Genomic DNA, 13,970 nt, shown 5'->3' on the forward strand with positions numbered 1-13,970 from the left:
ACTTATTTCACATTCTCCAAATTTTTTTCTAAAAATTCTCCCACTACAAAGTTGCTTCCACCAACAAAAATCATTTCTTCTTCTGTACATTCTTGTTTTGCAGAAAGATAGGCTTCCTGCACAGAATCAAAAATTTTATAATTAATTTTTGCACCTAATAATAAATCTTCATAATCTTTAGGATCACGACCCCGATGAATGGCTGGTTTAGCAAAATAAAATCGAGAATTTTCAGGAAGCAAAGCCATCACTTCATCTATTTTTTTATCATTCACAAAACCTAATATAATATGTTTGCGTTTATCAATACTTTCCAACTGCTGAAAAACATACTCCAGTCCTGCCTGATTGTGAGCGGTATCGCATATCGTAAGCGGATTTTCTGAAAACTGAAACCACCTTCCGATAAAACCTGTATTTTGATGAACATTCAGCAATCCTTTTTCAATGTTTTCTTCAGAAGTGGTTACGCCTGACTTCTTTAATTCTTCAATCAGCGCTAAAACAACTTTGATATTTTTCGCCTGATAGTTTCCTTCTAAATCTGATTTTAAATCTGACTGTATGAGCGTTGCATCAATTAACGGAGTTTTCTCATTTTCAGCTTTAGCTCTGATGATATTTTTAACCGCTTCATTATCATCTCCTAAAACTACAGGAATATTATTTTTAATGATTCCCGCCTTTTCAAAAGCGATCTCTTCAATCGTATTTCCTAAAATATTCTGATGATCAAGCTGAACATTGGTAATTGCAGAAACTAAAGGCGTAATAATATTAGTAGAATCTAACCTTCCTCCCAAACCGACTTCAATAATGGCAAAATCAGTTTTCTGCTGATAGAAATATTCAAATGCCATGATGGTGGTAAATTCAAAAAAAGACGGGCGAATATTTTCTGGAAGATGTTTTAGTTTTTGAATAAAATCAAATACAAACTTTTTATCACAGTTTTTACCGTTTACTTTGATTCTTTCGGTAAAGTCAATAAGATGAGGTGAATTATATAATCCGATTTTATAACCAGCCTCCTGAAGAACAGAAGCCAGCATATTGCTTGTAGAACCCTTCCCATTGGTTCCGCCAATATGAATACATTTTATTTTATCCTGAGGATTTCCGAAAAAAGCACACAGATCTCTGATATTATCCAATCCTGGCTTATAGGCTTTTTCACCATCAATCTGATAATTCGGAGCCTGCACAAAAAGCCACTCCACCGCTTGTTGATACTGTTCGTTTGTCATAACGCAAAATTCTCAAATCTTTTACTATTCTGAAACAATATTTTTTGTTTTTTGTAACTTTTTTCTGTTCTCTTCGTCTAATGGAGAAAAGCCGACACAAACCCATTATCGAATGAGTTTGTAAAATTTGAAAAAAATAATATTTCATTATGAAATCGCCTTGGCAATTATGAAACATAATATCCGTGAATGGTGATTGCATATAGCTTAAAAATAGACATCTACATATGAAAAAAGTTTTGACGATTGTTTTAGGATTAGTCTTTGCAGGAATAAATGCTCAGGAAAAATGGTCTCTGAAAGAGTGTGTAGATTATGCAGTGAAACATAATCTTCAGGTAATTCAAAATGAATATTCAAAACAAATACAGGATACTAACCTGAAAATTGCCCAGAAAAACTATCTGCCGTCCGTAAGTGCGAATATGGGAAACAATGTAAGTTTCGGACAGGCATCTTTAGGGACAGGAAGTATCAGAAACGACCGATATAGCAACAATGTAAATATTGGAGCAGACGTTTTGCTTTTTAATAACGGAAGGCTTGAAAAAACGATCAGAAAAACCGAATTTGACGTAGAAGCCAGCCAATACGACATTGAAACAGTTAAGAACGATATTTCGCTTCAGATTGCAAGACAGTACTTAACTACTTTGCTCAACAAAGAAATTGTAAAAATTGCTCAAAGTGCAACAGAAAATGCTAAAAAACAATATGACAGAGCAAAAATCACGACAGAAGTAGGAACTACCGCACAAACTATTGTGGCGGAAGCCGAAGCTGCATGGGCGAGAGAAAAACAGAACCTGAAAACAGCAGAAATTAATGTAGACAGAAGTTTATTTGCTTTGGCACAGCTTCTCCAGCTTAAAGAATACAAAGATTTTGATGTAGAAGATGTGGAAATTTCCGAAACACTGAGTCCACAGCTTATTTCGGTAAATGATGTTCTGGAGACTGCTTACGAAACACAGCCACAGGTAAAAGCAGCGCAGAGCAGAATAAAAGCCGCTGAAGCTCAGACAGAAGTGACCAAAACAGCTTTTTGGCCCACTTTAACAGCAAGTATCGGATTAGGAACATTTTACAACAACCTATTGAATACCAACAACGTTGGAAGCAGTTTTTTTTATGTAAAAGAAGGCAGTCTTTTTCAACAGTATAAGGACAATTTCGGACAGCAGGGCGGGGTAAATCTCAATATTCCTATCTTTAATAAAGGAATCACCAAACTTCAGGTAGAACAGTCTAAAATTAATGAATTTATCGCCAAAAATGCATTAGAACAACAAAAGCAGGCTGTAAGACAAAATGTACAGCAGGCTCAGTTTGATGTCGATGCCAATTATGAAGTATATCTTGCTGCAGTAGAAGCTGAGAAAAGCACAAAACTGGCAATGGATTTTGCAGATAAAAGTTATGCAGCGGGGCGTACAACCATTTACGACCTCAATATCGCAAGAAACAATTACGCCAATGCACAAGGTTCTGTAGAACAGGCAAAATATAATTATATTTTCAGTTTAAAATTATTAAATTTCTATGCAGGAATTCCGCTAAGTTTGTAGAATGTCTATTCAGTCTTTGCAAAATTATTTACCTGAAAATACGCTGCCGCATTTGAAAAAATGGTTTGCGGATCATTATATCCATATCAAAATAACGAAAAACAGAGAATCTAAGCTTGGAGATTACAGAAAACTGAAAGATCAGTCTCACGAAATCACCATCAACTCTACTCTTTCTCCGCAGCTTTTCTTTTTTGTGCTTACTCATGAGCTGGCGCATCTCGTCGCATTTGAAAAATACGGAAAAAAAATAGCTCCTCACGGTTCTGAATGGAAGCACACGTTTCGTCTTATGCTTTTAGAAAGCATTGATGTTTATACAGAAGATTTAAGACCTATTATTGCTGATTTTTCCCGTGCGCCTAAAGCCAACTTTATGGCAAGTCCGGAATTGGTACAATATTTTGACATGAGCAATGACGAAGATGGTTCGGTATTTATCCATGAGCTGATAAACGGTGATCATTTTATATACAGAAACGGAAAATACGTTTTGCAAGGTCTGATTAAAAAGAACTATCTTTGTATTCATCTGGCTACCGGAAGAAAGTATTCTTTCAGACCTTTGGCGAGAGTGATAAAATGCAGTTAAATATGTCGAAATCAGATCAATACTGCGTGATAATGGCAGGAGGAATCGGAAGCAGATTCTGGCCTTTAAGCACACAGAAATTTCCAAAACAGTTTCAGGATATTTTAGGAACGGGTCGTACGATGATTCAGCAGACCTATGACAGGATCAGTAAAATTATTCCTAACGAAAATATTTTTGTAATTACCAATAAAGAGTACACCGCGCTTTCTCATCAGCAGCTTCCGGAAATTCCGGAACGGAATATTGTAGGAGAGCCACTGATGAAAAACACCGCCGCCTGCAATCTTTATATGGCAAATAAAATCGCAGAGATCAATCCTGAAGCCACCATGATTGTTTTGCCGGCGGATCATTTAATTTTAAAAGAAGAAACCTTCCTTGAAAAAGTAAAGCTGGCTCTTGAAATTGCCTCCGGAAACGATTACCTGGTAACACTAGGAATCACTCCGACAAGACCCGATACAGGATACGGATATATTCAGTTTGTAGAAACGAAAGATTCAGATTATTATAAAGTAAAAACATTTACCGAAAAACCGATTCTGGAAATTGCTAAAAGTTTCCTGGAAAGTGGTGATTTTCTTTGGAATGCCGGAATTTTTATCTGGAATGTACAATCTATTCAAAAAGCTTTTGAAAATTTTCTTCCGGAAATGACACAGCAGTTTACGGTGTGCGAATACAATGCGGATAATGAAACCAGCTGTATTGAACTTATTTATCCTAAAATCCAGAAAATATCCATTGATAACGGAATTTTAGAAAAAGCAAAAAACGTTTACGTAATTCCCGCAGATTTAGGCTGGAGCGATCTAGGAACATGGACTTCTGTTTTCGAAAACAGCGAGAGAGACCAGCATGATAATTCTATCAATATCAAAACTGCCCTTACTTACGATTCTAAGGGAAATATTATTCATATTAAAAATAATAAAGCAGTCGTAATAGACGGATTAAAGGATTTTATCGTTGTAGATACAGACAAAGTTCTTTTAATCTGCCCGAGACAGCATGATCAGCAGATTAAGGATTATGTTTTAGATCTTAAAAGCCTTAAAAAAGGCGAAAAATATATGTAAAACATGGCATGATTTGTGTCACTTTTTGTAACTATGACATTATATAAAAGTACTTTTTTTTCGGTTTTCTTATTTCTTGGGATATTTTCTTTTTCTCAGGAGAAGAAAAAATTCGCCAATATAGAAGGCGTTTTATCTAATATTTCACCAGATCACCAAACAGCAGATTTTTGGGTTTTGGTACACAACAGTTACGGAAGAAATAAAGAAATCAAAGTTTCCGGAACGAAAAAAGATTATACTCCGCAGTTTTCAGGATTTAGTCTGAGACCGGGAGAAGAAAGTTTTTTCTACATTGTTTCCGGCAAAGGCGATCAGATCACTTACATTACTGATATTAAAGACCTTAAAGGCTTTATCGGAAAGGTTAACAATGTAGATGAGGCTGCCTTATCTGCTGTTCTTGAAGGATATATGATAGATGAGCAGTTTGTAGATGTTGCAGCCAATCATTACGAAGACAAAAACAATTACTATCTGGATCTGGGGAAAGTTACCTCAATCGAATGTCCTTATCAGAAGACCCATTATACATTAACGGTCAGCAAAGCAACCGGAAAGATTTCAAAAGTAGACGATCACGGATCTTATATGGAAGTTTATACTAAAAACTGCAAGAACAACCCAAGACTTTTAAAATTGGAAAAGAAAGAAGAGCCAAAAGATGAATCATCAAAACAGCCCACTAAAAAAAGAAGATAATTTTTACGAGACCGAAAGGCTTTTCATTCGTCCTATGTCTTTGGAAGATGCCGGTTTCATTTTTGAGCTGTATAATATGCCTTCTTTCATCAAATACATCGGAAACAGAAATATACAGACTGTTGGTGATGCAGAACAATATATTCAATCCAAATTCTTACCTCAATTTGATAAGCTGGGTTTTGGGAATTATCTTGTTGTTTTAAAAGAAGGAAATCATAAAATCGGCGGCGTAGGAATATTTGAAAGAGATGGTTTGGATATCATGGATATTGGTTTTTCCGTACTTGAAAAATATGAAGGCAAAGGTCTGATGTTTGAAGCTGCACAAAAGATATTGTCTGTCGGAATGAATGATTTTGGTCTTAAAAAAGTTTCAGCCATTACCACCAAAGACAATTTTTCTTCCCGTAAACTGATTGAAAAACTGGGTTTAAAATTCAAACAAATGGTTACACTCCCGAATGACTCAGAAGAACTGATGTATTTTGAGACAGAATAAGATACAAGTAAATAATAGATTTTATGTAAGTTAGTCAGTTCTTTAGTTTTTACCGCCCTGAAAAACAAATACCTATAATTGAGCGAAAATACAAATCTTTAACTTGTATAATCTTTATTCTTCACGTATTCCGTTACAAAACCTTAAATTCGCAGAAATATATCTCAACAATGAAAAAAACCTTATTTACCTTAGCTTTGCTTACCGGAGCCAATCTTGTGTTTGCTCAAAAAACATATACTGATGAGCAGAAAGCGTCATATTATATTGGTCTTGATATCGCAGAAAATATGAAAAGACAAGGCTTTCCTGCAGATGCAGAGCTTTTGGCGCAAGGCATTAAAGACGCACTTACAGAGAAATCTGCACTTTTCCCGAAAGAAGAAATGGGAACTTTCCTGCAGGGTTTTATGCAAAAGCAAAACGAAAAGAAACAAGCCGAAGCTAAAGTAAAAGCTGAAGAAAACAAAAAAGCTGGAGCAGATTTTCTTGCTAAAAATAAGCTGAAAAATAATATAAAAACTACAGCAAGCGGTCTGCAATACGAGGTTTTGAAAGAAGGTGACGGCAAAACAAAACCAACAGCTTCAAATACGGCAAATGTAATGTATACAGGAAAACTGATGGACGGAACTGTTTTTGACTCTACCGACAAGAATGGCGGAAAACCTATTGAACTTAACTTATCCAGCGTAATTCCCGGATGGACAGAAGGAATACAGTTGATGAGCAAAGGAGCTAAATACAGATTTTATCTTCCTTCAGATCTTGCTTATGGAGACAATGGAGCAGGAAACGTAATTCCTCCCGGAGCAACACTTATTTTTGATGTTGAGCTGGTAGATTTTAAATAGACTTAGAATGACATGAAATAAAAACCGCTTTGCAATCAGACAAAGCGGTTTATTTTTATCGGTTTATTGTCATTAAAGCTTCTTCCGAAACTTTATATTCCCCTTTTTGATAAGTATCTTTACTTGAAAGCAAAACTTCATAAGTATAAATACCTTTGGGAAGGTTGTACGTACATTCTTTTTCGTCTTTTGGGATAACGAATTCTTTTTTTATTTCTTCATCTTCTATCTTCCCGTTGAGTTTTACGGTAATTTTCTCATCCATTTTGTTTTTAAAACAAAAACTGTCGACTGTTTTTGCATTAGGATCTACGGGTTTTGCATTATTTCCCCTTAAAGCTGCAAAGCCCTGCACAAGAATATTACCAATAGCTAAACCTTTATCTAAACCAGACATCGTGGTTTGGGATTTTAAATTTGACGAAAATAAAATAATTACACATAATATTACATTATATTTCATTTAAGAGAATTAATTTTAATGTTTACTTCGTCATAATCAATACTTCCTGTTAACTTATGAATCACTTTTCCCTCTTTAATGATATAAGTAACCGGAACAATTTCATTTCTTATTAATGAATTTAAATCTCTATTCTCCAAAAAGTTTCTAATAGCTTTTCTGTATTCTGAATTATCTAAGGTGATATCATTTGTAAGATTATAATTTTTAATAGCATCAATCAATTCTTTTTCATCTTTATCAATTGATAGTGTTGCAAACTTAACAGTAGGATTATTTTTCTCCAGCTTTTTAAACACTGGCATCTCCTTCAAGCAAGGCTCACACCAGCTTGCCCACAAATTAATCACAGAAATTGAATCGCTAGCTAAGAATTCTTTTGAGAAGCTGCTATTTTCAATATTAAATTTACTGTTTCTCTCTATTGTATCCTGCTGCTTACCGACAGTAACATTACCAATTTGAAACCCAAAATTATACACAACAAATACCACCAAAATCACTACAGAAATGATTATTAGAACTTTTTTTTTCATCTTTTATTTTAATTGAATGTTTCTTGTATAAATTTTACCTTCTTCAACTAAATACTTTCCAGCTTTAATCAAATAGTCATTTCCAAAAATTACGTCTTCATCGAAAGATAACATATTACCATTTTCTTTAGCTATGTTCAACAGCTTTTCATCTTTAGTTATATCTATTTCGGCATAACCTCCGTGAATAACTCTGGTTTGGTTACTAAAAGAAGGATAATATACACAAATACTTGTGGTATAACTATATTCATGACCAAAGATATGACCTTGATGAGTTTCTACATAACATGCTTTCTTAATTCTAATTCTTTGAACAGCAACTTCAAAAGCAACTTCACCATTGACAACTTTGTAAGTCCCAGCTTTCATAACCGCTTCCATACCGTCCTTTTCTAATGAATGATCTTTATCAATTAAAGTGACATCTTCTTTTATTTCAATTTCTGAACCTTTGAAGTCTGAACCGTCTGTATTTTTTAAACCTAGCACAGCAACTCTTTTGCCTACAACTACATAATGACATTCTTTATCCGACCAGATTTCAATTCCAAAGCTCCCAATTCCGCAACAGGAAATTGTATTACAGAATAATAAAACTCTTTTTCTGGCAGATGTAGATTCTTTCACAGCAGATAAAAGTTCTTCTGCATTTTCATTTACATATTTCTGAGAAAAAGCAAAGCTGCTTAACAGTAAAGTAAAAACTAAAGCTAATTTAAATAAATTTTTCATAAATTTTAATTGTTGATTGTTGATTATTTTTTTTACACATTTATGTTTTCGCGATAACACCCTTCAAAAGTACTATGCGGATGGAATTTTAACACTATCAAAACTGACAAAAGATTTATCAAATTTTACCAATTTTTAATCACTTTTGAAATAACTTTTTTAGTTGGCTTCTTTCATTATTTTAATATCTTTGTTCAAAATCATAAAAGATGAAGATTGGACAAAAACTTAAAGGAATGAGAATTGAAAAAGGACTTTCAACAATCGAAGTCGCTGAAAAATTAGATATTTCAGAATCTACATACAGAAGATTTGAAAACGATAAAAGTTTCCCCGATGTTTTTACTTTAGATAAAATCGCTAAGATTTATGATAAAACATTAACCGATATATTACCAGAGGGATTGACTGTAATAAATCATAATAATGGTGAGTATTCAAATAACGCTGGTTATATTGTTAATCAGTATCTCTCGGAAAAAGTTGTTGAACAATATGAAGCCAGACTCAAAGAAAAGGACGAACAAATTGCTTTGTTGAAAAGTTTGCTTGACAAGAAATAGTCTATTAAAATATTTTAACAAAAAATTCCTTTCAGCCTCAAAACTGAAAGGAATTTTTATCCTCTGATAATAACGATTATCCTTCCAAAATCTGCTGAGCCGCAGTTTTTGAAGTTACCTTATCAATAACTCTGGTACAGTTTCCTTTTTCATCGAAAATAAAAGTCGTTCTTACAATTCCCATATAAGTTTTTCCGAATGTTTTCTTCTCCTGCCACACTCCGAATTTCTCAATAATCACCCTGTTTTCGTCAGCAATCAGGTCGTACGAAAAAGCAAATTTGCTGTGAAAATTTTTCTGCTTTTTTACAGAATCGCCACTGATTCCCAACAATTGAAAACCGGCTTCTTCCAGTTTTGAATAATTATCACTCAAATTACAGGCTTCTACCGTACAAGTGGGTGTACTGGCTTGAGGATAAAAGAAAACAACTAATTTTTTTCCAAGGAAGTTTTGGGAGTTTACAGCTTCTCCGTCCTGATTTGTTCCTTCAAATTTTGGCAATTGGTCTCCTACTTTCAGCATAATAATTTATTTTTGTTCAAATTTAATGTTTTAAATGACAAAAAAGCAAAGAGCAGAGTTGGTACAGACCGAACTGGAAAAATTATATCCGGAAGTTCCTATTCCGCTGGATCATACTGATCCGTTTACCCTCATGGTTGCCGTTGCGCTTTCTGCACAGACAACAGATAAAAAAGTGAATCAGGTAACACCTCAGCTTTTCAGTGTAGCCGGAACACCGGAAAAAATGGCTAAGCTGGAAGTTTCAGAGATTAAAGAACTGATTAAAGAAATCGGTCTTGCCAATACAAAAGCCAAAAATCTGAAGCGAATGGCAGAACTTCTTATGGAAAGACACAATGGAATTGTTCCGCAAACGTACGAAGAGCTGGAAGCGCTTCCCGGAGTAGGACACAAAACGGCTTCTGTTGTGATGAGTCAAGGTTTCGGATTTCCGGCGTTCCCTGTTGACACGCATATTCACAGATTAATGACCCAATGGAAACTCACTTCTGGCAAAAACGTTATTGAAACAGAAAAAGACGCCAAAAACATCTGGAAAAAAGACGTTTGGAATAAACTCCATCTTCAGATTATTTTCTATGGAAGAGAATATTCGCCTGCAAGAGGAAAAGGAGAAAAAGATTTCATTACGAAAATGATGTTTGGGAAGTAAAGTTTTGAGAGTAATTTCAATAAAGCTTATTTCCTATATTTTTAAACCAAAGTTCGGTACTTTCTTCTGCGGGAATATTGAGCTTTGTCCTCAGATTGTGTTTGCGGTTCCGTACAGTACTTATGGTACGGAAAGTATAATTGGCAATATCTTTTGTATTGAAACCCAAATAAATATACGCACATAAAGTAAGCTCTGAAACCCGCAGTCTCGGGTTTACTTTCAAAAGATTACTGATAACATGAGGATAAATTTCCTGAAATCTGGTGAAAAATTCGGGACTGTTATTTTTAGCCAGCTGTATAATGTCATCAAACTTTTCGTTTACTTTTTGCTGCAACTGAAGGTTTTCCTCTTCTTTAAGACTAATTTCCATTTCTTTCTCAAGAGATTTTGCCGAAAACTTTTTTCTGGAAATAAAATAGATCACAGCAAACAACAGAACTATTGCAAATATGATAAGATACAGCTTAGAAAAAGATTTTTTTGAGCTTTCCTCTTTTTCTTTGATCACTTTTTCTATTGGTAAATGCTGTATTTTTTGTCTTTCTGCTAAAAGACTGTCTGTAATAGCAGTATATTTTTCTAAGTTTTGAACAGACTTCTGATCATCTTTAAGCGATTTGTAAGCTTTTGCCAGCATTTTGTGTGTCTCTTTAATATCCTGTGGCTTGTTGAGCTGTTTTGAGATTGCCAAGGATTTTTCCAGATAGAAAACAGCTTTCGCGTAATCATTTTTTTCCATAAAATACCGTCCTTGATTTCTTTGTAAAATAGACTCCTGAAATAATGGAAACTTTTTCGTTGCTGCCATTTTTTCTCCTAAATCCAAATAGAATTTTGCAGAATCTAAATTTTTCCTGAAAGACAGAAAGTACTTTGCCAGTCTTGCTGAATTGTAAACACTAGGTTTTGATTTATGAGCTTTTGTGAGACTCCGGTATAATTTATTTATTTCTTTCTGCTCTTCGTAAATTACGGATTGCAGCCCATAGAAGTATTCAAGATTAATTTTGTCATTATTCTTTTCAGCAATACTGATTGCCTTATCGTAATATTTCAATGCAAGATCATTAAACCCGAGATTTTGATAATTTCTTCCATATCCTCCATTAATCCTGGATTCCAGAGATTCATCCTTTATAGTTGCATTTTTTTCTGCTGCAATATCCAGATACTGCAGACTTTCTTTTGTTCTGAATAGATTACTGCAGATGTTAGCTGCACGTATATATGCCTTTAATGCGCTTTTATCCTCATTCAACTGTTCATAACCCGATATGACTTCTTTACAAACAACAAGAGATTCATCAAGTTTACCTTCTTCAAAAAGTATCTTTACTTTTTGGGAGAATAGAGAATCCAGCTCATTTTTGGTCTTCTGCCCCGAGTAAGAAGCAGAAAAAAAAACAAGCAGAATAATGGTTATTATTTTAGTTAAATGCATGAGTAGATATATGAACTTTTTCAACAATAAACTGTCCACATTTTAGTTGTAAATTTAAAACAAAAAGACAGAATAAATCTGTTTTTTTTACTGAATAGCAAAAGCACTAATCACATTTTCGCCCCATGCTCCTCCCACATTTCTCAGTCTTCCGGGAAGAGAAGCTGAAGATTTCGTTATTCCTCCGATGATCAAATAGTATCTTTTGGTGGATGTGCCGTTGTTATTAAGCGTAAGAGACCCGTTAATCATCGCATATTTAGGAAAAGATGACAAAGGAGCCGGACCATTAAAAATATTACTCAAAAAAACAGTTCCTTCTAAATCTGATGTAGGAGAATAAGGTCCTCCTCCTGCAGTAATTCCCGCTGCATCACTCAATGTGGCTCTTGTCCAAAACCAATCATCTCTTGTAAGACTTGTTGCAGCAGAATTATTATCATATGCCAAAAGCAAAGAAATATTGACCTGCCAATTGCCCGGCGCCAAATCTATGTATGAAGTAGTGCCGTAAAACCCGGTAGAGAAATTGGCCGAATTAAAATCATAGGCTGAATTATTGAGCAAAAGATTAAACCCGTTACCAATTTGTCCTTTATAAGACTTCAAAGCAATATATTCCCAATGAGCCGAACCGTTTTCGTCAGAAACCAATGCTTTGTTTTTTGCCTGAGTTCCATCTACCAGTTTAAATCCGTCAATTGGAGCTGTTGTTGTTCCTCCTGAATTGATCTCTAGTTTTCTTGTTGGTGATGTTGTTCCTATCCCCACATTCCCCGAAGATAAAACAATAAAATCATCTTGCTGCTGAGAAATTGAAGGATCTCCTGTTAACGGATTATTTTTATTCCCGTCAATGTGGAAAACTCCACGAGGATTTTGAGTATTGACTCCGACTTGTGAAAACACATCTGTAAATATGAGTATTGCGGTAAGATATACTATTTTTTTCATTTTATTTTTATAATTAACTAATCCTGTTCTATTGCGTATGCCGTAATTTTATTTTCCTGCCACTGAGCGCCACCCATTTTTTCTAAAACTCCGGGTATATTGAGATTGGAACGGGTAAACCCACCTGCAAGCAGATAATATCTTTTGATAGCAGAAGTGGCATTATTTATTATCAAATTTCCGTTGATCATAGCAAACTTATTTCCGGCTGACAATACCGGTCCTGGTCCCTGAAAAACTTCGCTTGCCCATCTGCTGTTGTCTACTAAATCTGCTGAAGGAGCTCCAGGGTTGCTTGTCCCGTTATCCGACAAAGTTGTTCTTATCCAAAACCAGTCATCCCGATTCATCGAAGCATCAATGTCTGCTAAATACGGAATTATCAGATCAATTTTAACCCGCCATTTACCCGGTGGCAAATCTATATAAGATCCTGTCTGATAAAAGCCTACACTATAATTTGCAGCATTAAAAGAATAAGAACTGCTGCTTATATCTATATTTAGCCCGTTGCCCATGATTCCTTTATAAATTTTTTGTGCAGGATGAAGCAGCCAATGTGCAGATCCTGAATCATCGGAAATTAAAACTTTACCTTTTCCTTCTGTTCCGTCATTCAATTTAAATCCGTCAGATGGAGATGCAACGGTTCCACTTTCAACTTCAAACTTACGTGTTGGGGAAAGAATACCTATTCCCACATTTCCTGAGGAAAGAATAGATACATCATTCTGTTTTTGAGCATCACTTACTACATTTCCATTCAAAGGATTATCTTTTCCTGCATCAACATGAAAATTAGATAAAGGATTATTTGTTCCAATTCCCACCTGAGAATACATAAAAACATTATGCATTATAATCGCGGAAAATATTATTTTCTTCATTTGTATTTATGAGGTTTAATAAAATTTTACAATACCGACTTTTCATCCGTAATTAAAATATCAGCTATCAAAATTTTTTAGATAAAAATTTATAAAAGGCGGAGGACGTACAATTAAACATAATGGCTGACAAAAAGAAAAGAAATGAAAATCAGTTTTTGAATTCCGGGAAAATATAATTTTAAATAGCCCTGCAATAAAAGGCGCAATCTGATTGACCCAATATTTACCTGAAGTATTTGTCGGGAAAATTGCTGACTGAAACTTCAGATCCGAAAATATACCTAAAGATTTTGATTTCTTTTTTTGTGAATGAATGTTGTTTGCACATGCTTTCGTAAAAGCATTATCAATTCGTGGTTTTTCAGATCTTAAAAATAAAATTTCGTTGCTGCTGCAAATATTCCCCAGTAATTGCTGTAGAAAACAAAATAAAAAAACAGTAAAAGCCTTCTTCAAAAATGAAAAAGGCTTTACCATTATTAATATGTTTACTTGTGTTTTCAACTAAAGTTGCGGGTTTATATAACTGGCAGACAAAGTAATATTATTATCCTGAAAACACCGAAAAAAGCATGATCTATTTTATATCTATCATATCATAAAACACTCATTATCAGGTTTATAAAATCATTTTTCATCATTAAGCTTAGACAA

Annotated in this window: 16 protein-coding genes; 8 read left to right on the top strand and 8 right to left on the bottom strand. The window is 34.4% G+C overall.

All coding sequences use genetic code 11. The features are described 5' to 3' along the window. Positions 1–2 precede the first annotated feature (2 nt). Positions 3–1,247, bottom strand: coding sequence for a bifunctional folylpolyglutamate synthase/dihydrofolate synthase (locus tag FNE73_RS01065; RefSeq protein ID WP_143882943.1), 1,245 nt, complete (start codon positions 1,245–1,247; stop codon positions 3–5). A 227-nt stretch (positions 1,248–1,474) separates the two neighbouring features. On the opposite strand from FNE73_RS01065, the gene FNE73_RS01070 reads away from it, so the two are divergent. From FNE73_RS01070 to FNE73_RS01095, 6 genes are all read left to right on the top strand, one after another. Beyond that, positions 1,475–2,815, top strand: a complete 1,341-nt coding sequence (locus FNE73_RS01070) for a TolC family protein (protein WP_143882944.1) — start codon at positions 1,475–1,477, stop codon at positions 2,813–2,815. Between the two features lies 1 nt (position 2,816). Then, positions 2,817–3,407 (top strand): SprT-like domain-containing protein, encoded by a 591-nt coding sequence (locus FNE73_RS01075; protein WP_143882945.1) that lies wholly within the window; start codon positions 2,817–2,819, stop codon positions 3,405–3,407. Positions 3,408–3,409: 2 nt separating this feature from the next. Beyond that, on the top strand, positions 3,410–4,489 hold the full coding sequence (locus FNE73_RS01080; protein ID WP_228429819.1) for a mannose-1-phosphate guanylyltransferase: 1,080 nt from the start codon (positions 3,410–3,412) through the stop codon (positions 4,487–4,489). Positions 4,490–4,522: 33 nt separating this feature from the next. Beyond that, positions 4,523–5,191 carry a hypothetical protein gene (locus FNE73_RS01085; protein WP_143882946.1) on the top strand — a complete coding sequence of 223 codons (669 nt, stop codon included), beginning with the start codon at positions 4,523–4,525 and terminating at the stop codon, positions 5,189–5,191. Next, positions 5,154–5,693, top strand: coding sequence for a GNAT family N-acetyltransferase (locus FNE73_RS01090; protein WP_143882947.1), 540 nt, complete (start codon positions 5,154–5,156; stop codon positions 5,691–5,693). The genes FNE73_RS01085 and FNE73_RS01090 overlap by 38 nt, the downstream gene beginning before the upstream one ends. Before the next feature lie 170 nt (positions 5,694–5,863). Next, the gene (locus tag FNE73_RS01095; protein WP_143882948.1) at positions 5,864–6,547 is read left to right on the top strand and encodes an FKBP-type peptidyl-prolyl cis-trans isomerase; all 684 of its coding nucleotides are present in this window, start codon (positions 5,864–5,866) and stop codon (positions 6,545–6,547) included. A gap of 55 nt (positions 6,548–6,602) precedes the next feature. Here the strand turns inward: FNE73_RS01095 and FNE73_RS01100 are convergent, their stop codons facing one another. Genes FNE73_RS01100 through FNE73_RS01110 form a run of 3 tightly spaced genes read right to left on the bottom strand, consistent with a single transcriptional unit; the run spans position 6,603 to position 8,281 of the window. Then, on the bottom strand, positions 6,603–7,010 hold the full coding sequence (locus FNE73_RS01100; RefSeq protein ID WP_143882949.1) for a hypothetical protein: 408 nt from the start codon (positions 7,008–7,010) through the stop codon (positions 6,603–6,605). Continuing rightward, positions 7,007–7,546, bottom strand: coding sequence for a TlpA family protein disulfide reductase (locus FNE73_RS01105; protein WP_143882950.1), 540 nt, complete (start codon positions 7,544–7,546; stop codon positions 7,007–7,009). The genes FNE73_RS01100 and FNE73_RS01105 overlap by 4 nt, the downstream gene beginning before the upstream one ends. 3 nt (positions 7,547–7,549) lie before the next feature. Beyond that, the gene (locus FNE73_RS01110) at positions 7,550–8,281 is read right to left on the bottom strand and encodes a hypothetical protein (protein ID WP_143882951.1); all 732 of its coding nucleotides are present in this window, start codon (positions 8,279–8,281) and stop codon (positions 7,550–7,552) included. 209 nt (positions 8,282–8,490) lie between these two features. Between FNE73_RS01110 and FNE73_RS01115 the strand changes: the two genes are divergently transcribed. Continuing rightward, entirely contained in the window at positions 8,491–8,844 is a 354-nt protein-coding gene (locus tag FNE73_RS01115; protein ID WP_143882952.1) for a helix-turn-helix domain-containing protein, read from the top strand. A gap of 76 nt (positions 8,845–8,920) precedes the next feature. Here the strand turns inward: FNE73_RS01115 and bcp are convergent, their stop codons facing one another. After that, complete coding sequence (gene bcp, locus FNE73_RS01120) at positions 8,921–9,370, bottom strand: thioredoxin-dependent thiol peroxidase (RefSeq protein ID WP_143882953.1); 450 nt, start codon at positions 9,368–9,370, stop codon at positions 8,921–8,923. Between the two features lie 34 nt (positions 9,371–9,404). Here bcp and FNE73_RS01125 point away from each other — a divergent pair, with 34 nt between their 5' ends. Further along, positions 9,405–10,025 carry an endonuclease III domain-containing protein gene (locus tag FNE73_RS01125; protein ID WP_143882954.1) on the top strand — a complete coding sequence of 207 codons (621 nt, stop codon included), beginning with the start codon at positions 9,405–9,407 and terminating at the stop codon, positions 10,023–10,025. A gap of 16 nt (positions 10,026–10,041) precedes the next feature. On the opposite strand, the gene FNE73_RS01130 is transcribed toward FNE73_RS01125, so the two are convergent. From FNE73_RS01130 to FNE73_RS01140, 3 genes are all read right to left on the bottom strand, one after another. Beyond that, entirely contained in the window at positions 10,042–11,472 is a 1,431-nt protein-coding gene (locus tag FNE73_RS01130) for a tetratricopeptide repeat protein (protein WP_143882955.1), read from the bottom strand. Positions 11,473–11,559: 87 nt separating this feature from the next. Then, on the bottom strand, positions 11,560–12,426 hold the full coding sequence (locus FNE73_RS01135; RefSeq protein ID WP_143882956.1) for a hypothetical protein: 867 nt from the start codon (positions 12,424–12,426) through the stop codon (positions 11,560–11,562). 17 nt (positions 12,427–12,443) lie between these two features. Next, positions 12,444–13,313 carry a hypothetical protein gene (locus tag FNE73_RS01140; RefSeq protein WP_143882957.1) on the bottom strand — a complete coding sequence of 290 codons (870 nt, stop codon included), beginning with the start codon at positions 13,311–13,313 and terminating at the stop codon, positions 12,444–12,446. Between the last annotated feature and the right edge of the window lie 657 nt (positions 13,314–13,970).

Source organism: Chryseobacterium binzhouense, from assembly GCF_007474545.1.
GTDB classification, from domain to species: domain Bacteria; phylum Bacteroidota; class Bacteroidia; order Flavobacteriales; family Weeksellaceae; genus Chryseobacterium; species Chryseobacterium binzhouense.

Coding starts and splice junctions, on each gene's coding strand:
- FNE73_RS01080 (WP_228429819.1), top strand. CDS start 3,410: ATGTCGAAATCAGATCAATACTGCGTGATAATGGCAGGAGGAATCGGA.
- FNE73_RS01100 (WP_143882949.1), bottom strand. CDS start 7,010: ATGAAATATAATGTAATATTATGTGTAATTATTTTATTTTCGTCAAAT.
- FNE73_RS01130 (WP_143882955.1), bottom strand. CDS start 11,472: ATGCATTTAACTAAAATAATAACCATTATTCTGCTTGTTTTTTTTTCT.
- FNE73_RS01070 (WP_143882944.1), top strand. CDS start 1,475: ATGAAAAAAGTTTTGACGATTGTTTTAGGATTAGTCTTTGCAGGAATA.
- FNE73_RS01090 (WP_143882947.1), top strand. CDS start 5,154: ATGAATCATCAAAACAGCCCACTAAAAAAAGAAGATAATTTTTACGAG.
- FNE73_RS01105 (WP_143882950.1), bottom strand. CDS start 7,546: ATGAAAAAAAAAGTTCTAATAATCATTTCTGTAGTGATTTTGGTGGTA.
- FNE73_RS01115 (WP_143882952.1), top strand. CDS start 8,491: ATGAAGATTGGACAAAAACTTAAAGGAATGAGAATTGAAAAAGGACTT.
- FNE73_RS01075 (WP_143882945.1), top strand. CDS start 2,817: ATGTCTATTCAGTCTTTGCAAAATTATTTACCTGAAAATACGCTGCCG.
- FNE73_RS01125 (WP_143882954.1), top strand. CDS start 9,405: ATGACAAAAAAGCAAAGAGCAGAGTTGGTACAGACCGAACTGGAAAAA.
- FNE73_RS01110 (WP_143882951.1), bottom strand. CDS start 8,281: ATGAAAAATTTATTTAAATTAGCTTTAGTTTTTACTTTACTGTTAAGC.
- bcp (WP_143882953.1), bottom strand. CDS start 9,370: ATGCTGAAAGTAGGAGACCAATTGCCAAAATTTGAAGGAACAAATCAG.
- FNE73_RS01085 (WP_143882946.1), top strand. CDS start 4,523: ATGACATTATATAAAAGTACTTTTTTTTCGGTTTTCTTATTTCTTGGG.
- FNE73_RS01135 (WP_143882956.1), bottom strand. CDS start 12,426: ATGAAAAAAATAGTATATCTTACCGCAATACTCATATTTACAGATGTG.
- FNE73_RS01095 (WP_143882948.1), top strand. CDS start 5,864: ATGAAAAAAACCTTATTTACCTTAGCTTTGCTTACCGGAGCCAATCTT.
- FNE73_RS01065 (WP_143882943.1), bottom strand. CDS start 1,247: ATGACAAACGAACAGTATCAACAAGCGGTGGAGTGGCTTTTTGTGCAG.
- FNE73_RS01140 (WP_143882957.1), bottom strand. CDS start 13,313: ATGAAGAAAATAATATTTTCCGCGATTATAATGCATAATGTTTTTATG.